The sequence below is a fragment of the Delftia sp. 11MD genome, assembly GCF_050907895.1.
Classification (GTDB): Bacteria; Pseudomonadota; Gammaproteobacteria; order Burkholderiales; family Burkholderiaceae_C; genus Comamonas; species Comamonas tsuruhatensis.
This window is the reverse complement of sequence record NZ_CP194333.1, coordinates 6,079,392-6,097,250: the sequence shown is the minus strand read 5'-3', so window position 1 is coordinate 6,097,250 and position 17,859 is coordinate 6,079,392. Positions and strand designations below refer to the sequence as shown.

Below are 17,859 nucleotides of genomic sequence, written 5' to 3'. Positions count from 1 at the left end.
GCGAAAGCCCTCATGCGGTGGTCCGTGGCTCGCCCAGCGACAGCATGAGCCGGTTGGCCCAGTTGAAGAAGGCCGTGCCGTGCAGCACATCGGAGATGGCGGCATCGTCCAGGCCGGCGGCGCGCAGCGCATCGATGTGGGCGGGCTCCAGCGCAGGCGGCGTCTGGGTCAGCGCCACGGCCGCCGTGACGATGGCGTTCCAGCGCGGTCCCAGGTCCGTGCCCGGGCCTTCGTCGAGCAGGCGCTGCACGTCGCCGCCCCGGCGCGAGAAGTGCGTGGCAAAGCGCGCATGGACCGAGGCGCAGTAGATGCAGCCATTGGCGCGCGAGGTGGCAGCGGCCGCCAGCTCCCGCTCGGCACGCGGCAGGCCGGCGTCGGGGTTGTAGAAGATGTCCTTGTCGGTGCGCGTGCGTGCGCCCAGCGTGTCGGGGTCGCGCGCCAGCAGGCGGAAGTAGGGCGACTGCGCGCGTGAGGCATCGACCAGGCCTGCATGGTGGCGTTCGGTCAGCTCGCTTTCGTCCAGCGGCTCAATCCATGGCAGCCAGTCGAGCTGTTCCTGGGTGAAGACCTGGGGAGCGGCGGAGTTCGTTGAGGTCATGGCTGGGCTTGCAGGGTGGTGGGTTGATGGGCGGCCGGGGGCGCGGGGCGTGCAGCCAGCACGCGCAGCCCCGCCACCACGCGGATCTGGAAGGACAGGAAGGACGCCAGCTGGGACACGATGACGATGTCCGTCTCGCTCCAGCCCGCCTGTTGCAGCGCCTGCAGGGCCCCGGCGCTGGCGTCGCGCGGGTGGTAGGCCAGCAGGTGCGCATGGGCCAGCGCCGCGGCCAGGCGCGCGCCCAGCAGCGCGGCATGGGCCGGGTCCACGGCATAGGCGGGGCCGCTCTGGTCCTCGCGGCTCAGCGGGCCTGCGGGGTAGCTGCCGTACGGCCCGTGCGGGCCGCTGCCGGGCTGAAGGCTTTGTGCACGGCCCCGCACGACTTCGGATGCCACGGCGGCAGCCAGTTCCGCATCTTCGACCGCCAGCGCCTTCGCATAGAAGGCGGCGCTGCGCGGCTCGCCATGCAGCCCGGCCGTGAAGGCGGCCAGGGCCAGCCGCTCGCGCAGCGAGACCGTGCCGGGCACGGGCTCGGCGGGCGTGAACAGGGCGGCAAAGCTTTGCTGGGCCTGCGTGCGCGCCTCGGTGCGGTGGCGGCGCACGCGGTCCGGGGCGCTGCCGGGGGTGATGCCGGCGAGGTGGTCGATGACGTCGTCCGGAAAACGGGGCTGTACGGTGGTGTTCATGGTCATGCGGCTTGCAGCAGTCCGGCCCGGGCTGCGGGGAGGGAAGAGGGTGCCTGCAGATCTGCACGGCGCCAGCCCAGGGCTGGCGCCACATGGGCGGCCGTCAGCTCGATGGAGCGCAGGATGGCGTCGTGCGGCGGGTCGATGGAATGCACCTGGAAGACGATGTCGCTCACGCGCGCCAGCGCCGTGTCGGCGCGCAGCGAGGCGATGACCTCGTCGGGCGTGCCCACATGCACGTCGTAGGCGGCGATGAGATCGGCCAGCGGCGCCTGCGGATCGACGCGGGCCGCCCACTGCGAGGGCTGGGCGGCATGGCGCCGGGCCACGCGGCGCAGGCCGGCCTCGGCCCAGCGCAGCGCATCGTCGCGGCGGTCGGCCACGAACAGCGTGCGCGAGCCCAGGATGCGCGGCGCCCGCCCTGCGGGCAGGCGGGCGAGGTAGGCGTCGATGATGGGGTTCTGGATCTCGGACAGCGTGGCCTGCGGCGCGCCTTCGGGCCGTGGCTGGGTGCGCGACAGCATCAGGCCGTCGCCGTTGGCCCCGGCCCGCGCGCCGCCCTCGGCCGAGAACGTGGCCTGCCAGACGCGCTCCAGCAGCTGCGGCGCGGCCGGGTACAGGTGGACGCCACCGGCCAGCGCGCGCCCGGCCCAGGCGTCCTGCAGCACGCCGAAGTTGCGTGCGAAGACGGCGCCGCGCTCGGCGCCCTGCACGCCAAAGGCCTCGAAGGATTCGGCCGTGCCGCCCGTGCCCAGGCCCACCTCCAGGCGGCCGCCGGTCAGCAGGTCCAGCACGGCCGCGTCCTCGGCCACGCGCAGTGCGTTTTCCAGCGGCAGCGTGATCACGCCCGTTCCGATGCGGATGCGCCGCGTGCGCGCCGCCACATGGGCCAGGAAGACGAAGGGCGAAGGCAGGCCGCCCTCGCTTTCATGGAAATGGTGCTGGGCCACCCAGGCCGAGTCGAAGCCCTGGGCCTCGGCATGGGCGATCTGCTCGGCCACCAGACGGTAGCGTTCGCCGGCCGGCACATCGTCGAGCAGGCGGCTGAAGAAGCCCAGGCGCGGGCCGCTGCGGGGGGTGGCGCCAGCGTGTGTGTCAGGCGGTATGAGGGACAAAATCAATGCTCCTTTTGCCGGGAATGGCGTCCATGAGTTCGCGCGTGTAGTCGCTGGTGGGGCGCTGGAACACTTCCTCCACGCTGCCCGCGTCCACCACCCGGCCCGCGCGCAGCACCGACACCGTGTCGGCAATCTGGCGCACCACGGCAAGGTCGTGCGAGATGAAGAGATAGGTCAGCCCCAGGTCCTGCTGCAGCTGGGCGAGCAGGGCCAGGATCTGCGCCTGCACGGTCACGTCCAGGGCCGAGACGGCCTCGTCCAGCACCAGGACCTGCGGCTGCAGCACCAGGGCGCGCGCAATCGCCACGCGCTGGCGCTGGCCGCCCGACAGCGCATGCGGGCGCCGCTGCAGCACGGCGGCCGGCAGGCCCACGCGCTCCAGCATGTCGTGCACGCGCCGGCGGCGCTCATCGGCCGGCAGCGGGTCGAAGTTCAGCAGGGGCTCCTCGATGATGTCGAACACGCTCTGGCGCGGGTCCAGAGAACTGAACGGGTTCTGGTAGACCAGCTGCACGCGGCGGCGCAGCTGGCGCAGGGCCTCGCCGCGCAGGCCCGTGACCTCGGTGCCTTCGATGCGGATGCGGCCCGCCGTGGGCCGGCCCAGGCCCACGATGGCGCGGATGGTAGTGGTCTTGCCCGAGCCCGACTCGCCCACGATGGCATGCGTGCTGCCCCGGCGCACGCGCAGCGACACGCCGTCCACGGCACGGAAGATGCTGCGCCCGTGGGCCGAGGCATGGCCGGGGGCCGCGAACTCGTGCACCAGGTCCTCGACCTCGATGGCCCAGTCATCGGCCGTGGCGGGCCTGGGCGTGCGGCGCGGCGCGGGCGCCAGCGAAGGCGCATCGGCCAGCAGCCGCCGCGTATAGGCGCTTTGCGGATTGCGCAGCAGCTCCAGCGTGGGGCCCTGCTCCTGGATGCGGCCGCCCTGCATGACGACCAGGCGGTGCGAGCGGTCGGCCGCCACGCCCAGGTCATGCGTGACCAGCAGCACGGCCGTGCCGGTCTCGCGGCGCAGCGCGTCGATCAGGTCCAGGATGCGCCGCTGCACGGTCACGTCCAGCGCGCTGGTGGGCTCGTCGGCAATGATGAGGGCGGGCCGCAGCGCAATCGCAATGGCGATCAGCACGCGCTGGCGCATGCCGCCCGACAGTTCGTGCGGATACTGGCGTGCGCGCAGCGCGGGCTGGGACAGCCCCACGCGGGCCAGCAGCTCCAGCACGCGCGCCTGCACGGCCGTGCGGTCGCGCAGTCCGTGGATGCGCAGGATCTCGCCCACCTGGTCGCCCACCGTGCGCACGGGGTTCAGCGACATGGTGGGGTCCTGCGGCACCAGGCTGACCACGCGGCCGCGGATGGCGTTCCAGCGTGCGGCCGGCCAGCCCGAGACCTCGGTGCCCTGCAGGCGGATGCTGCCGTGCTCGCGGTGGCCGTTGTCGGCCAAAAGGCCGATCACGGCCTGGGCCGTGGTGGTCTTGCCCGAGCCCGATTCGCCGACCAGGGCCACCACCTCGCCCGGCGCCACGGAAAACGACACGCCGTGCACCACGCGCTGCGCCTGGCCTGCGGCATCGCGGTAGGCCACGGCCAGGCCCTGCACTTCGAGCACGGGAGCGGTCGTTGCCACCGCTGGTGTGGCGTGGATGCGTTCCTCGATGGCGGCGCTCATGCAGGCCTCCGTGCGAAGGCCGTGGCGATGCGGTTGGCCGCCAGCACCACGGCCACCACGATCAGGCCCGGCGCCGTGGTCAGCCACCAGGCGGTGGCGATGTAGTTGCGGCCCTCGGCGATCAGCAGCCCCCATTCGGGCGTGGGCGCCGGCGCGCCGTAGCCCAGAAAACCCAGGGTGGAAATCGCAAGGATCGCCGAGCCGAACTGCAGCGCCGCCATGGCGATGACCGAGGTCAGCGAGTTGGGCAGCACATGGCGCCACAGCACGGCTGCAAAGCGCCCGCCGCTGCCAAAGGCGGCCTCCACATAGTCGGAGCGGCGCACGCGCACCACCTCCGAGCGCACCAGGCGCGCGAAGCTGGCCACCGAGACCACGCCTACGGCAATGGCCGTGTTGATGGTGCCAAAGCCCAGCACGATGATGATGGTCAGCGACAGCAGCAGCGAAGGCACGGCCAGCAGCACATCGACCAGGCGCATCAGCGCATCTTCCGTGCGCCCGCCCGTGGCCCCGGCCAGCAGGCCGATCAGCGTGCCCACGGCCAAGCCCACGCCCACGGCCACGAAGGCGCCCGACAGCGAATGCACGGCGCCATGCACCACGCGCGCCCACAGGTCGCGCCCCAGCGCGTCCGTGCCCAGCCAGTGCGCGGCGCTGGGCGCCAGCAACTGCTGGCCGGCCTGGCCCGCGATCGGGTTCTGGTGGGCGAACCAGCCGGGCGCCAGCGCCCACAGCGCGGCCATGGCAATCACCAGCCAGGCCAGGGCCAGCGTGGGCGGCAGGCGTTTCAGGGATTGCAGGCGGGCCGGCAAGGCGAAGCTGCGGCGCGGGGCGGCTGGCGCAGGGGCCAGGGACGACGCTGGCAGCGCCGTGGGAATGGGAATGGGAGTGGCGGGCGCGGCCTGGGCATCCAGGGCCGGGGAAAGAGCGCTTGAGACGGCAGTGTTCATGGCCGGTTCTCCACGGAATGGCGCAGGCGCGGATCAAGCAGCGGGTACAGCAGGTCCACGGCGAGGTTGATGAGGACGAAGGCGGCGGCCGAGACGACCACCACGGCCTGGAGCACGGCCGTGTCCTGGTTGCCCACGGCCTGCTGGGTCAGCGTGCCCAGGCCGTTGAGGCCGAACACGGCCTCCGTCACCACGGCGCCGGCCAGCAGCTCGCCGAACAGCACGCCGGCAATGGTCAGTGTGGGCAGCAGGGCATTGCGCGCCACATGGCGCAGCAGCACCCAGCGGCGCGAGGCGCCCTTGGCCCGCGCCACGGCCACGAAGGGCTTGGCCAGCACGGCGTCGATATTGCGCAGCAGCACCTGGGCCAGCGGCGCCGAGATCGGCACGGCCAGGGTCAGCGTGGGCAGCACCAGTCCTTCCCAGGGGCCGGGATTGATCACGGCGATCCAGCCCAGGCGGAACGACACCACCTGGATCAGCATGATCCCCAGCCAGAACACGGGTACCGAGACAAAGACCGAGGGCAGCGAATACAGCGCGTTGCGCAGCCAGGCAAAGGGCGCCAGGCTGGCGGCCGCCGCCAGCGCCACGGCCAGCAGCGCGGCTGCGGCAAAGCCCAGGGCCGCGAGCTTGAGCGTGGGCGGCAGGCTGGTGGCCAGGCCCTGGCTCACCGGCACGCCGGCCTGCAGCGAATAGCCGAAATGGCCCGTGAGGAACTGGCCCAGTGTATGCAGGTACTGCTGCCACACGGGCTGGTCCGAGCCGTAGGCGGCGCGGATGTCGGCGATCTCCTGCGGGCCCAGGCCCAGCTCGGGGTTCAGGAACTTGATCAGCACGGCGTCGCCCGGCAGCAGCTGCAGCAGGATGAACGAGACCGTGAAGGCCGCCCACAGCACCAGGGCGGCCTGGGCGATGCGGCTGAGCAGATAGCGGCGCGGCATGGGAGTGGTTCCTCAGGGTGCGATCCGGTCAGCGCCTGGCCAGCCAGGTGCTGTAGAAGCTGGGCCGGCCCACGGCCTCGAAGCCCACGTCGCGCACCCAGCCCGCGCCCGCAAAGGCCTGGGGTTCCTCGAAGATGGGGATCACATAGGCCTGGTCGATCAGGTAGTTCTGCACTTCGCCGGCCAGCGCCAGGCGCCTGGCGGCATCGGTCTCGGCCGCGATGGCGTCGAACAGGCCGTTGAGCTTGGTGTCCTCGAAGGACTTGACCTTCTGGCTCACGCCGCCTTTTTGCAGCAGCACGTTGCGGTTGGTCGGGTAGTAGTTGCTCTTGATCACGTCGGGATCGGCGCGGCCCACCATGCCGGGCAGCACGCCGGTCTTGTCGGGGTCCAGCGTGTCCACCGCGCGGCTGCCCGCGTCGCCCGACAGCACGTTGAGCTTGATGCCCAGGCGGGCCCACTGCTGGGCCACCAGCTGCAGCGTCTCCTTGTTCTGCGGCTGGGGCAGGGACTCGTAGGTGGAGAGCACGAAATCGCGGCCGTCCTTCTGGCGCAGGCCGTTGGCGCCCAGCGTCCAGCCGGCCTCGTCCAGCAGCTGTTTCGCCTTGGCCTCGTCATAGGCCAGCTTGGCCGACAGGTCCACGAAGCCGGCCGCCGTGGAGGCAATCACCGAGCGCGCCTGCGGATAGCGCGGCGAGAACAGCGTCTCCACGATCTCCTTGGCGTTGGTGCCATGCAGCAGGGCCTGGCGCACCCTGAGGTCGGCCACCAGGGCGTTGTCGGGGCGGATGGCCACGCTGTTGTTCACGCCGCGCGTGGGCGGGGCGTAGATGTTGAACTTCTGGTCCTCGACGCGCTTTTCGTCATAGGCCTGGATCTGGCGGATCAGCCCGGCCTGGCCGGCCAGCAGCGCGCCGATGCGCACGCTGTCCTCGGGCGTGACGATGAACTTCACCTCGTCCAGCCGCGCGCGGCCCTGGTGGGCCAGCTTGGCGGGACCCCAGGCGTAGTCCTTGCGCACCTTGAGCACCAGCTCCTTGCCCAGCGTCTCGCTGGCCACCACGAAGGGGCCGGAGCCGATGATGCGCGTGGCGTCGCCCAGCTCCTCGAAGGGGCGGTCCAGCGTGGCCGGCGAGACCAGGCCCGAGCCGATCACCGAAGTGCCCTGCAGAAAGCCCGGCGAAGGCTTCCTGAAGAAGAACTTCACCGTCAGCGGGTCGACCACCTCGCTGCGCTCGTAGTTGTTGATCACCTCGGACACCGGCTGCTTGAGCGCCTTGTTGCCCAGGCCATAGGTGTCGAAGTTGCGCGCCACGGCCGCCGCGTCCAGCGGCGTGCCGTCGGAGAAGGTGACGCCGGGCCGCAGCTTGAAGCGGTACTCGGTGGCGTCGGCATTCACGGTCCAGGACTCGGCGATCCAGGGCTGGATCTCCAGCGTCTTCGGGTCCTGGTAGGTCAGCTTGTCGGTGATCTGGTTGAGCACGCCGCCGTTGGGATAGAAGCCCCCGGCCGGCGGATAGAGGTTGGTATGGGCCTGCTGCTCCAGGTAGACCAGGGTGCCGCCTTCCACGGGCCCAGCAGCCGCGCCCGCCTGGGCCGTATCGGCCTGCCTGGAGCACGCCGCCAGCAGCAGGCTGCTGCCCGCCAATACCGCTATCGCGGCCTTCCATGCCACCTGACCCGCCTTCGATTGGGAAAACACGTTCGTACCTCGCCGCCGCTGGGGCGCTGAAAAACAAGACTGCCGGCCACAGGACCGGCTCCATGTTTTTCATGCTATCGATGCCAAATATTTGCGCTCATATATCGAGTTGCATCGTTATTTGGAAAACGACTAAGGGATGGGAGCCCCCCACATATCTGCCCAGTGCATAAGCGCAGACGGATTCGTTTGTTTGCCGCGCATGCGGCGGTCCCAACAATGGGCTGGTACTTCCTTCACCGAAAGCCCGTCCATGAGCCATCTCAACGAATACCTCGCCGAAAAACGCGCCGCCGTGCTCGCCCGCAGCGCCGCCGTCGCGGCCGGCACGGCCCAGCCCGCCCACCTCAAGGCCCATGTGCGTGCCGAGGGCCGCAGCGGCGTGCGCCGCCTGCGCATCCGCGAGCACCAGGTCATCAGCGACAGCCCGCCCGACTTCGCGGGCTACAACCTCGGCCCCAGCTCGCCCGAGCTGCAGCTGGGCGTGCTGGGCACCTGCGTGACCCACATCTTTCTGATCCAGGCGGCCGAGCGCCAGGTGCCGGTGGAGAGCCTGGAGGTCGAGGTCACGGGCATCATCGACCCGCGCGGCGGCAGGCCCGGCCACGAGGCCACGCCCATCTGGCCGCACGAGATCGGCTACACCGTGCACATCGACTCGCCGGCCAGCCGCGCCGAGATCGATGCGCTGTTCGAGGCCGTGGAGCGCACCTGCCCCATCCTCAACCTGCTGCGCAATCCGCAGAACATCCGCGCCGAAGTGCGCCATACCGACTCCAGCGCCGCCGCGCGCCTGGCGGCCTGAACACCGTGCGGAAAGCACCCCTGCCATGACCCTGCCACTCGACCACATCGTCATCGCGGTCCAGGACCTGGAGCGCACCATTGCCGACTATCAGGCGTTGGGCTTCAACGTGCTGCGCGGCGGCGAGCATCCGGGCCGCTCCACGCACAACGCCCTGGTGGTGTTTGCCGACGGCGCCTACTTCGAACTCATCGCCTGGCGCGCGCCCGCGCCCGAGGAACGCTGGTGGCAGCAGCTGCAGCGCCATGGCGAGGGCATTGTCGATTTCGCGCTGCTGCCCACCGAGACCGGCGCCGTGGTTTCCGCCGCCCAGGTGCGCGGCCTGGACTACGAGGCGCCCTACGAAGGCGGCCGCCTGCGCCCCGACGGCGCGCAGCTGCGCTGGCGCAATGCACGCGCCCGCAGCCAGGACCTGCCCTTTCTCTGCGGCGACCTCACGCCGCGCGCCCTGCGCGTGCCTGAGGGCGATGCGCGCGTGCATGCCAACGGCGCCACCGGCGTGGCCCGGCTGCACGTGGCCGTGCATGACCTGCGGGCCAGCCTGGCGCGCTGGCGCGCGCTGCTGGGCGAGGGCGCCGACATCGGCGAGGCCCGTCTGTCGGCCGATGGCGGCGCCTACCGCGCCTCGCTGAAGCTGGGGGGCACGGGGCCGGGCGCCACCGAGCTGGTGCTGTCTGCCCCAGCCCAGGGCGTGGCCACGGGCGCCCTGGGCCACCGGCTGGCCACGCGCGGCGAAGGCCCTTATGCGATCGGGCTGGACGTGCGGCGGCCCGCGCCTGCACGGGCACTGGACGAGGCCGCCACGCATGGCGTGCGCATCGTGCTCGCCCAGGATTCCCTGCCCCGGGAAACCGCTGCCGCCTAGGCGCAATGCGCGGGCGATAGAATGGCGCCCCGCTGACACCCATGCCCACTCCGGTGGGCGTTTTCGTTGCAGCCGCTGCAGCCTTCGCAGGCTGCCGTGGCGCGGCGCCGCTTGCCATGACGACTGCTTCCTCTCCTGCCACGCTGGGCATAGATTTCGGTACCTCCAACTCCGCCATGGCCTGGCGCGCGCCCGGCCAGCCCGCACGCCTGCTGCCGCTGGAAGGCGATGCCTGCGGCATGCCCACGGCGCTGTTCTTCCATACGGATGAGCACAGCACGCATTTCGGGCGCGACGCCATGGCCCAGTACCTGGATGGCGAGCCGGGCCGGCTCATGCGCTCGCTCAAGAGCCTGCTGGGCAGCGCGCTGCTGCAGGAAAAGACGGCCGTGCACGACCAGCTGGTCAGCTACCAGGATGTGATCGGACTGTTCCTTCGCCGCGTGGCCGACCGGGCGCGTGCCTCGCTGGACGGGCGCCTGCCCGAGCGCGTGGTGCTGGGCCGGCCCGTGCACTTCGTGGATGACCATCCCGAGCGCGACCGCCAGGCCCAGCAGGCCCTGGCCGACGCCGCGCGCGCCGCCGGCCTTGGCGAAGTGGATTTCCAGATGGAGCCCATCGCCGCCGCGCTGGACTACGAGCAGCGCCTCACGCAGGAATCCGTGGTGCTGGTGGTGGACATCGGCGGCGGTACCTCCGACTTCACCGTCGTGCGCCTGGGGCCCGAGCAGGCCGGCCGCCGCGACCGCCGCGACGACATCCTGGCCACCAGCGGCGTGCATATCGGCGGCACGGACTTCGACCACCGGCTCAACCTGGCCCAGATCATGCCGCTGCTGGGCTACCGCCACACCGGCCCCAGCGGCCGCGAAGTGCCCAGCCGCGTGTTCTTCGACCTCTCGACCTGGCACCTGATCCAGTGGCTGTACTCGCCCAAGGCCCTGGCCGAGGCGCGCAACCTGCGCACCGACTACAGCGACCAGCGCCTGCACAAGCGCCTGATGGACGTGCTGGAACTGCGCGAAGGCCACCGCCTGGCCGCCGTGGTGGAGCAGGCCAAGATCGAGGCTTCCACGCGCCATGCCGAGTCGCCCATCGAGCTGGGCTGGCTGGAATCGGGCCTGTCCGCCGCCATCTCGCCCGAGGTGCTGCACGAGCAGCTGCAGGGCCCCCTGCAGCAGGTCGTGGCCTGCGCCCAGGACTGCCTGCGCCTGGCCGGCGTGGCGCCCCAGGCGCTGGACGCCATCTACCTCACGGGCGGCTCATCGGCCCTGCGCACGCTGCGCGATGCGCTGCGCGAGGCCTTCCCCGGCGTGCCGCAGGTCGAAGGCGACCTGTTCGGTGGCGTGGCCACCGGCCTGGCGTATGCATAAGTCCCCCTGAGCGGCTGCGCCGCTTCCCGTTGCACGGCGCCCCCTCTCGCTACGCGGGGGGCGTACGGGCAACCGGCGACACCCTCGCGGCGGGGCGGCGCGGCCGGCGTAGGCCCTTGCTCGGTGTCCCTGAGGGTGAAGGCCACTGTGGTGCTGCCGCCTTGGGCTTAATCCTCTATCGGGTCCTCCTCGGCGGCCTGCTTGATCGCCAGCGCGGCGTCATAGAGGCGGTTGCGCGGTGCGCCCGTGATCTCGGCGGCCAGGCGCACGGCCGTCTTGGTGGGCAGCTCGGCCAGCAGCAGGCGCAGCACGCGCAGGGCGTCGGCGTCGGCCTCATCGCCACCCAGGGCCCCCGGGTGCAGCACCACGGCGAACTCGCCCTTGCTGCGCTGGGGCACGGCCTGCAGCCAGGCCGGCAGCGCGCTGGCGGGCATGGTGGCAATGTCCTCGAACTGCTTGGTGATCTCGCGCGCCAGCGTCACCGGGCGCTCGCCCAGCGTGGCCAGGGCGGCGGCCAGGTCGGCAATGCGGTGCGGCGCCTCCAGCAGCACGGTGCAGCGCGGCTGCAGGGCCAGTTGCTGCACGGCGGCCAGGCGCTCGGCCGACTTGGTGGGCAGAAAGCCCGCGAAGACGAAACCTCCCTCGCCCTGCGAAGGCGTGACCGCGCCGGCCACGCTGATGGCCGCCGTGATGCTGCTGGCGCCGGGCAGCGGAATGCAGCGCAGGCCCGCGGCCTGCACGGCGGCGCACAGGCGTGCGCCGGGGTCGCTGACGCCGGGCGTGCCCGCATCGCTGACATAGGCGATGCGCTGGCCCTGCTGCAGCCGCGCCACGATCTGCTGGGCCGCCTCGGCCTCGTTGTGCTGGTGCACGGCCAGCAGCTGGCTGCCGGGCCGGTCCAGTCCATAGGAACGCAGCAGGCCCTGCGTGTGCCGCGTGTCCTCGCAGGCCACGCAGTCCACCAGCTGCAGCACATGCAGGGCGCGCAGGCTGATGTCGGCCAGGTTGCCTATGGGAGTGGCCACCACGTAGAGGGCTCCCTGCGGATAATGCTGGGATGCCGCAGCATCCTTGGCTGCGCCCAGCGCGGTGGCGAAAGAGGTAGTCAATGGGTTTCCTTGCGAAAAAGCCGGCAGGCGCGGGGCCGTCTGCCCTCACGACCCGGCATCGGGGCCAGCAGGCCGAGGACGCGGCGCTGGCCCATCTGCAGGCGGCCGGCCTGCGTCTGGTCGAGCGCAATTATCGGACGCCGGGGCGCGGCGGCGGCGAGATCGACCTGATCGTGCAGGCGCGCGACGGCACCGTGGTCTTCGTCGAGGTGCGCAGCCGCGGCACGCGCGCCTTCGGCGGTGCCGGCGCCAGCATAGGCGCCACCAAGCAGCGGCGCATCGTGTTTGCCGCGCGCCACTACCTGATGCGATGGGCCGCGCCGCCGCCGTGCCGCTTCGACGTGGTGCTGGTCGAGCCTGGCGCCGGGCCTGCCGTGCAGTGGCTGCAGGCCGCCTTTGACGCCGAAGGCGCCTGATCCGTTACCGCTGCAGCACAAATAACGCCTGGCTACGAAAGACTTCAGGGGCGGCAGTTATCATCGGGCCTCCATGCTTGAGCAACGTATCCAACAGCATTTCATCGACAGCGCCGACCTGAAATACCAGGCCGCCCAGGCGCTGAGCCAGCCCATTGCGTCAGCGGTACAGGCCATGCTGGCCTGCGTGACCAGCGGCGGCAAGGTCCTGGCCTGCGGCGCTGGCGCCTCGGCCAGCGACGCCCAGCTCTTCGCCGCCCTGTGCGTGGCCGGTTTCGAGCGCGACCGGCCCGAGCTGGCCGCCGTGGCCCTGGTGTCCGACGGTGGCCTGCTGGGCACCGTGGGCGCCACGGGCTCGGGCGGCAACGCCACCCAGTACCTGGCGCGCCAGATACGCGCCCTGGGCCAGCCCGGCGACCTGCTGCTGGTGCTGTCCGCCACGGGCAACGACGTGGCCGTGCTGGAGGCCCTGGATGCCGCCCATGAGCGCGACATGATGGCCGTGGTGCTGACCGGCCGCACGGGCGGCTCCCTGGCCGGCCGCGTGCGCGAGACCGATGTTCTGATCTGCGTGCCGCATGACCGTGCGGCGCGCGTGCGCGAAACCCATACGCTGGTGCTGCACTGCCTGTGCGACGGCGTGGATGCCCAGTTACTTGGTGAACAGGAGATGCCTCTATGAAGTTCCGTTGGTCCCGCGCCGCCTGCGGTGTGCTCGCCGTTGCGTCCCTGGGCGCAGCCCTGTCGGGCTGCGTCGCCCTGGTGGGTGGCAGCGCCGTGATGGCCGGCATGTCGGTGGCGGACCGCCGCACCACCGGCACCCAGGTGGAAGACCAGGGCATCGAGCTGCGCGCCAACAACCGCATCTCCGAAGTGCTGGGCGACAAGGCCCATGTCAACGTCACCAGCTACAACCGCCAGGTGCTGCTGACCGGCGAGGCCGGCAACGAGGCCGACCGCCAGACCATCGAGAAGCTCGTGCGCGAGCAGCCCACGGTGCGCAATGTCTTCAACGAAGTGGTGGTGGCGCCCTTCACTTCCACGCTGAGCCAGCGTTCCAAGGACACCCTGATCACCACACAGGTCAAGGCCAGCCTGCTGGACGCCAAGGACATCCAGGCCTCGGCCTTCAAGGTCGTGACCGAGAACAAGGTCGTCTTCCTGATGGGCATCGTCACCCCGCGCGAAGCCAAGCGCGGCGCCGAAATCGCCCGCGGCATCAACGACGTGACCAAGGTCGTGCGCGTGGTGGAAGTCATCTCCGAGGACGAACTGGCCCGCATGCAGCCGCAGTCCGCCCCCGTGGTCACCGACGACTCCGGCAAGGCCGCCGCAGCCAGCGCTCCCACCAGCCTCTCGGAAAGCAGCCTGTCCACCCCCGCAGGCGCCACCGCCACCCCGGTGAAGTGATCACCGCCGCCTGAAAGCAAAAGCCGGAACATGTTCCGGCTTTTTGTTTTGGACATAGGAAGATCTCGTTCCTCAGGGCATAGCACTTGAATCTGGCAGGGCCTAAAGCCAGGGACACCAAGCAAGGGCCGCCCCGCAGCGATGGTGTCGTCCCCCTCCCTTGCGAAACAAGTAGAGAGGGGGAAGCGGCGTAAGCCGCTCAGGGGGTGAGCCTCTTGATGAGGCTGGAGGTATCCCAGCGCCTGCCCCCCATCTGCTGCACATCGGCATAGAACTGGTCCACCAGGGCCGTGACGGGCAGGCGGGCGCCGTTGCGCTGGGCCTCGGCCAGCACCAGGCCCAGGTCCTTGCGCATCCAGTCCACGGCAAAGCCGAAGTCGAACTTGCCTTCGGCCATGGTGCGGCCGCGATTGTCCATCTGCCAGCTCTGGGCTGCGCCCTTGCCGATGACGTCGAGCACGGCGGGAATGTCCAGGCCCGCGTGCTGGCCGAAGGCGATGGCCTCGGACAGGCCCTGGACCAGGCCTGCGATGCAGATCTGGTTGACCATCTTGGTGAGCTGGCCGGCGCCGCTGTCGCCCATCAGCGTGCAGGCGCGCGAGAAGGCCATGGCCACGGGCTGCATGGTGGCGAAGGCGGCCTCGTCACCGCCGCACATCACGGTGAGCTGGCCGTTCTGGGCGCCTGCCTGGCCGCCCGAGACGGGTGCGTCGATGAACTGCAGGCCCAGCTCCAGCCCGGCCGCATGCAGCTCGCGCGCCACTTCGGCCGATGCCGTCGTGTGGTCGGCAAAGATGGCGCCGCGGCGCATGCCCGCGAAGGCGCCGTCCGGCCCCAGCACGACCGAGCGCAGGTCATCGTCATTGCCCACGCAGCTGAACACGATGTCGGCGCCGGCCACGGCCTCGCGCGGCGTGGCCGCATGGCCGCCGTTGAACTCCTCGCACCAGGCGCGGGCCTTGGCCTGCGTGCGGTTGTAGACCGTGACGCGGTGGCCTGCCGTGGCCAGGTGGCCGGCCATGGGATAGCCCATGACGCCCAGCCCCAGGAAGGCTACGGAGAGGGGAGCGATGGCCGCATAGCTGCGGGCGGCGATGGAGGAGTCGGACATGGGGGATTCCTGAGAGGTGGTGGGAGCGGGTGGCGCAGGGGCGCGCGGTGTGCGGCCCTGGAAGGAGCCGGTGTCCCGGCTCGGCGCGCTGAAGGCGCGTTCAGACGATGGCGAAATGCTCGGTGCCCGCCGCCAGGTCCAGCGACTTGGCGCGCTGGCTGCCCAGCTTGATCTGCAGCCGCAGGTCGTTGACCGAGTCCGCATTGCGCAGGGCATCCTCGTAGGTGATGAGGTTGGACTCGAACAGGTCGAACAGCGCCTGGTCGAAGGTCTGCATGCCCAGGTTGCGGCTTTTCTTCATGATCTCCTTGATCTCGGTGACTTCGCCCTTGAAGATCAGGTCGGAGATCAGCGGCGAGTTGAGCATCACCTCGATGGCGGCCACGCGTCCCTTGCTGTCCTGCTTGGGCAGCAGGCGCTGGGAGACCATGGCGCGCAGGTTCAGCGACAGGTCCATCAGCAGTTGCGGGCGGCGCTCTTCGGGGAAGAAGTTGACGATGCGGTCCAGCGCCTGGTTGGCGCTGTTGGCGTGCAGCGTGGCCAGGCACAGGTGGCCGGTTTCCGAGAAGGCGATGGCGTGCTCCATGGTCTCGCGGTCCCGGATTTCGCCCATGAGGATCACGTCCGGTGCCTGGCGCAGGGAGTTCTTGAGCGCTGCTTCCCAGCTGTCCGTGTCCAGGCCCACCTCGCGCTGCGTGACCACGCAGTTCTTGTGCGGGTGCACGAATTCGATGGGGTCCTCGATGGTCACGATGTGGCCGTAGGAATTCTCGTTGCGCCAGTCCACCATGGCGGCCAGCGTGGTGGACTTGCCCGAGCCCGTGGCGCCGACCAGGATGCACAGGCCGCGCTTGGTCATGGTCACTTCCTTGAGCACCTGGGGCACGCCCAGGCTGTCGATGGTGGGCAGGGCCAGCGGAATCGTCCGCATCACCATGCCCACGCGGCCCTGCTGGATGAAGGCGTTGACGCGAAAGCGCCCGATGCCCGGCGGCGAGATGGCGAAGTTGCACTCCTTGGTGCGCTCGAAATCGGCGATCTGCTTGTCGCTCATGACGGAGCGCGCCAGCGTCAGCGTGTGCACCGGCGACAGCGGCTGCGGCGACACCTTGGTGATGCGCCCGTCGATCTTGATCGCAGGCGGGAATTCCGCCGTGATGAACAAGTCGCTGCCGTTGCGGCTGACCATGAGCTTGAGCAGGTCGTTGATGAACTTGGTGGCCTGATCTCTTTCCATTGCCGTATTCCCCCGGGCATTGCGCACCGTCGTGGCGCGCAGGTTGTTTTGTTATGTGCAGGTGGTCCGGTCCGGCCCGGATGGGCCAGGCGTCCTCATATTCGACTCATTCGCCGACTCATTCGCCATCTAAGTGTGCTGCTCCTCGCCCAGGCGCACGCTGATGGCACGCAGCCGGAACGAGAGCTTGCGCGCCAGCAGCGCCATCAGCTTGGCGGCCAGCGCGGCATCCTTGACCATCATTTCGTCCAGCGCCTCTGCGCTGAGCACGCCGATCTCGCAGTCGGTCAGCGTGGTGCAGCTGGAAAAGCGCGGCCCGCCGTCGAGCAGCGACATCTCGCCGAGGATGTCGCCGGGCCGTGTCTGCGCCAGGCGCATGCGCTCGCCCCAGGGCTGCTGGCGCTCCACGGCGATCTGGCCGGACAGCACCACCGCCATGAAGCTGCCGTTCTCTTCCTGGCGGATCACGTCGCGTTGCGGTGCCACGGCCGCGTAGATGAAGTATTCACTGAGCCGCTGCAGGCTGGCCGCATCCAGCTGGCCCAGGTAGCGGTCGCGCGACCACAGCTGCTCCAGCTGGGTGACGCTGCCGCGCGGCAGCCGCGTGGCACCCACCTCGATGGCGCGCGCCTCCCAGGGAACGGGAGGCGTGTGCGGGTCCATGAAGCCATGCGCCGCCAGCGTGGTCGTGAAGAAGGCCGACTCGGAGGCCGGGGCCGAAGGGTCCTGGCCGCTTCGCAGCTTGCGGAAAATGCTTTTCATGGCGCGTGGCGAGAGGCTGGGCCGGTGGCGGTCAGCCCGGGAAGTTGTCCGGTATCTTGGCCTTGGCGCGCGCTTCGGCCGGGCTGATCAGGTTGCGCCGCACCAGATCGGTCAGGTTCTGGTCCAGCGTCTGCATGCCCACATTCTGACTCGTCTGGATGGTGGAGTACATCTGGGCCACCTTGGCCTCGCGGATCAGGTTGCGGATGGCGCTGGTGCCCAGCATGATCTCGTGGGCCGCGATGCGGCCCTGGCCGTCCTTGGTCTTGCACAGCGTCTGTGAGATCACGGCCTGCAGCGATTCGGAAAGCATGGCGCGCACCATCTCCTTTTCCTCGGCCGGGAAGACGTCGATGATGCGGTCGATGGTCTTGGCGGCGCTGGAGGTGTGCAGGGTGCCGAAGACCAGGTGGCCCGTCTCGGCCGCGGTCATGGCCAGGCGGATGGTTTCGAGGTCACGCATTTCGCCCACCAGGATGGCGTCCGGGTCCTCGCGCAGCGCCGAGCGCAGGGCGGCCGAGAACGACTGCGTCATCGGCCCGACCTCGCGCTGGTTGATCAGGCACTTCTTGGAGTCGTGCACGAATTCGATGGGGTCCTCCACCGTCAGGATGTGGCCGTACTCGGTCTCGTTGAGGTGGTTGACCATGCCGGCCAGCGTGGTGGACTTGCCCGAGCCCGTGGGGCCGGTCACCAGCACCAGGCCGCGCGGCTTCAGGGCCAGGTCGGCGAAGATGCGCGGCGCGTTGAGCTGCTCCAGCGTCAGGATCTTGCTGGGAATGGTACGGAAGACGGCGGCCGCGCCCCGGTACTGGTTGAAGGCGTTGACACGAAAGCGCGCCAGCCCCTCGATCTCGAACGAGAAGTCCACCTCCAGGAACTCCTCGTAGGCCTTGCGCTGGGAGTCGCTCATGATGTCGTAGACCATGGCGTGGACCGTCTTGTGGTCCAGCGGATCGACATTGATGCGGCGCACATCGCCGTGCACGCGGATCATCGGCGGAAGCCCCGCGGACAGGTGCAGGTCGGAGGCCTTGTTCTTGACGCTGAAAGCCAGCAATTGGGTGATGTCCACGGAGTTCGCTCCCTCGTTTGGTACGC

At 70.1% G+C, this 17,859-nt stretch carries 18 protein-coding genes; 6 read left to right on the top strand and 12 right to left on the bottom strand.

Annotation, left to right across the window (positions count from 1 at the left end):
* Positions 1 to 10: 10 nt before the first annotated feature.
* Genes ACRSCF_RS27855 through ACRSCF_RS27825 form a run of 7 tightly spaced genes read right to left on the bottom strand, consistent with a single transcriptional unit; the run spans position 11 to position 7,670 of the window.
* Complete coding sequence (locus tag ACRSCF_RS27855; RefSeq protein WP_016449182.1) at positions 11 to 598, bottom strand: alkylhydroperoxidase domain protein; 588 nt, start codon at positions 596 to 598, stop codon at positions 11 to 13.
* Positions 595 to 1,290 (bottom strand): CMD domain protein, encoded by a 696-nt coding sequence (locus ACRSCF_RS27850; RefSeq protein ID WP_034363489.1) that lies wholly within the window; start codon positions 1,288 to 1,290, stop codon positions 595 to 597. Before ACRSCF_RS27850 ends, ACRSCF_RS27855 begins: the two co-directional genes overlap by 4 nt.
* On the bottom strand, positions 1,287 to 2,399 hold the full coding sequence (locus ACRSCF_RS27845) for a putative FMN-dependent luciferase-like monooxygenase (RefSeq protein ID WP_034363491.1): 1,113 nt from the start codon (positions 2,397 to 2,399) through the stop codon (positions 1,287 to 1,289). The genes ACRSCF_RS27850 and ACRSCF_RS27845 overlap by 4 nt, the downstream gene beginning before the upstream one ends.
* Complete coding sequence (locus ACRSCF_RS27840; RefSeq protein ID WP_244387603.1) at positions 2,380 to 4,071, bottom strand: dipeptide ABC transporter ATP-binding protein; 1,692 nt, start codon at positions 4,069 to 4,071, stop codon at positions 2,380 to 2,382. Before ACRSCF_RS27840 ends, ACRSCF_RS27845 begins: the two co-directional genes overlap by 20 nt.
* Entirely contained in the window at positions 4,068 to 5,024 is a 957-nt protein-coding gene (locus ACRSCF_RS27835; protein WP_244387602.1) for an ABC transporter permease, read from the bottom strand. The genes ACRSCF_RS27840 and ACRSCF_RS27835 overlap by 4 nt, the downstream gene beginning before the upstream one ends.
* Complete coding sequence (locus ACRSCF_RS27830) at positions 5,021 to 5,968, bottom strand: ABC transporter permease (protein ID WP_244387601.1); 948 nt, start codon at positions 5,966 to 5,968, stop codon at positions 5,021 to 5,023. Before ACRSCF_RS27830 ends, ACRSCF_RS27835 begins: the two co-directional genes overlap by 4 nt.
* Before the next feature lie 28 nt (positions 5,969 to 5,996).
* Entirely contained in the window at positions 5,997 to 7,670 is a 1,674-nt protein-coding gene (locus ACRSCF_RS27825) for a TIGR04028 family ABC transporter substrate-binding protein (protein WP_034363496.1), read from the bottom strand.
* A 253-nt stretch (positions 7,671 to 7,923) separates the two neighbouring features.
* Between ACRSCF_RS27825 and ACRSCF_RS27820 the strand changes: the two genes are divergently transcribed.
* The 3 genes from ACRSCF_RS27820 (at position 7,924) to ACRSCF_RS27810 (ending at position 10,713) form a co-directional block, all read left to right on the top strand.
* On the top strand, positions 7,924 to 8,475 hold the full coding sequence (locus ACRSCF_RS27820; RefSeq protein ID WP_034400151.1) for an OsmC family protein: 552 nt from the start codon (positions 7,924 to 7,926) through the stop codon (positions 8,473 to 8,475).
* Positions 8,476 to 8,500: 25 nt separating this feature from the next.
* The gene (locus tag ACRSCF_RS27815; protein WP_324622801.1) at positions 8,501 to 9,340 is read left to right on the top strand and encodes a VOC family protein; all 840 of its coding nucleotides are present in this window, start codon (positions 8,501 to 8,503) and stop codon (positions 9,338 to 9,340) included.
* A 116-nt stretch (positions 9,341 to 9,456) separates the two neighbouring features.
* Positions 9,457 to 10,713 (top strand): Hsp70 family protein, encoded by a 1,257-nt coding sequence (locus tag ACRSCF_RS27810; RefSeq protein ID WP_016450731.1) that lies wholly within the window; start codon positions 9,457 to 9,459, stop codon positions 10,711 to 10,713.
* A gap of 167 nt (positions 10,714 to 10,880) precedes the next feature.
* Here the strand turns inward: ACRSCF_RS27810 and rsmI are convergent, their stop codons facing one another.
* Positions 10,881 to 11,822 carry a 16S rRNA (cytidine(1402)-2'-O)-methyltransferase gene (rsmI, locus tag ACRSCF_RS27805; RefSeq protein ID WP_432675167.1) on the bottom strand — a complete coding sequence of 314 codons (942 nt, stop codon included), beginning with the start codon at positions 11,820 to 11,822 and terminating at the stop codon, positions 10,881 to 10,883.
* Here rsmI and ACRSCF_RS27800 point away from each other — a divergent pair.
* From ACRSCF_RS27800 to ACRSCF_RS27790, 3 genes are all read left to right on the top strand, one after another.
* Positions 11,822 to 12,238, top strand: a complete 417-nt coding sequence (locus ACRSCF_RS27800; protein ID WP_016450729.1) for a YraN family protein — start codon at positions 11,822 to 11,824, stop codon at positions 12,236 to 12,238. The genes rsmI and ACRSCF_RS27800 overlap by 1 nt on opposite strands.
* A 73-nt stretch (positions 12,239 to 12,311) precedes the next feature.
* Positions 12,312 to 12,920, top strand: a complete 609-nt coding sequence (locus tag ACRSCF_RS27795; RefSeq protein WP_016451992.1) for an SIS domain-containing protein — start codon at positions 12,312 to 12,314, stop codon at positions 12,918 to 12,920.
* Entirely contained in the window at positions 12,917 to 13,648 is a 732-nt protein-coding gene (locus ACRSCF_RS27790; protein ID WP_016451991.1) for a BON domain-containing protein, read from the top strand. Before ACRSCF_RS27795 ends, ACRSCF_RS27790 begins: the two co-directional genes overlap by 4 nt.
* 199 nt (positions 13,649 to 13,847) lie before the next feature.
* Here ACRSCF_RS27790 and ACRSCF_RS27785 read toward each other — a convergent pair whose 3' ends face one another.
* From ACRSCF_RS27785 to ACRSCF_RS27770, 4 genes are all read right to left on the bottom strand, one after another.
* Positions 13,848 to 14,759, bottom strand: a complete 912-nt coding sequence (locus tag ACRSCF_RS27785; protein ID WP_016450726.1) for an NAD(P)-dependent oxidoreductase — start codon at positions 14,757 to 14,759, stop codon at positions 13,848 to 13,850.
* A 100-nt stretch (positions 14,760 to 14,859) separates the two neighbouring features.
* The gene (locus ACRSCF_RS27780; protein ID WP_016450725.1) at positions 14,860 to 15,996 is read right to left on the bottom strand and encodes a PilT/PilU family type 4a pilus ATPase; all 1,137 of its coding nucleotides are present in this window, start codon (positions 15,994 to 15,996) and stop codon (positions 14,860 to 14,862) included.
* Between the two features lie 129 nt (positions 15,997 to 16,125).
* Positions 16,126 to 16,758 carry a cyclic nucleotide-binding domain-containing protein gene (locus tag ACRSCF_RS27775; protein ID WP_017406039.1) on the bottom strand — a complete coding sequence of 211 codons (633 nt, stop codon included), beginning with the start codon at positions 16,756 to 16,758 and terminating at the stop codon, positions 16,126 to 16,128.
* Between the two features lie 31 nt (positions 16,759 to 16,789).
* Entirely contained in the window at positions 16,790 to 17,833 is a 1,044-nt protein-coding gene (locus ACRSCF_RS27770; RefSeq protein ID WP_016450723.1) for a type IV pilus twitching motility protein PilT, read from the bottom strand.
* Positions 17,834 to 17,859 lie beyond the last annotated feature (26 nt).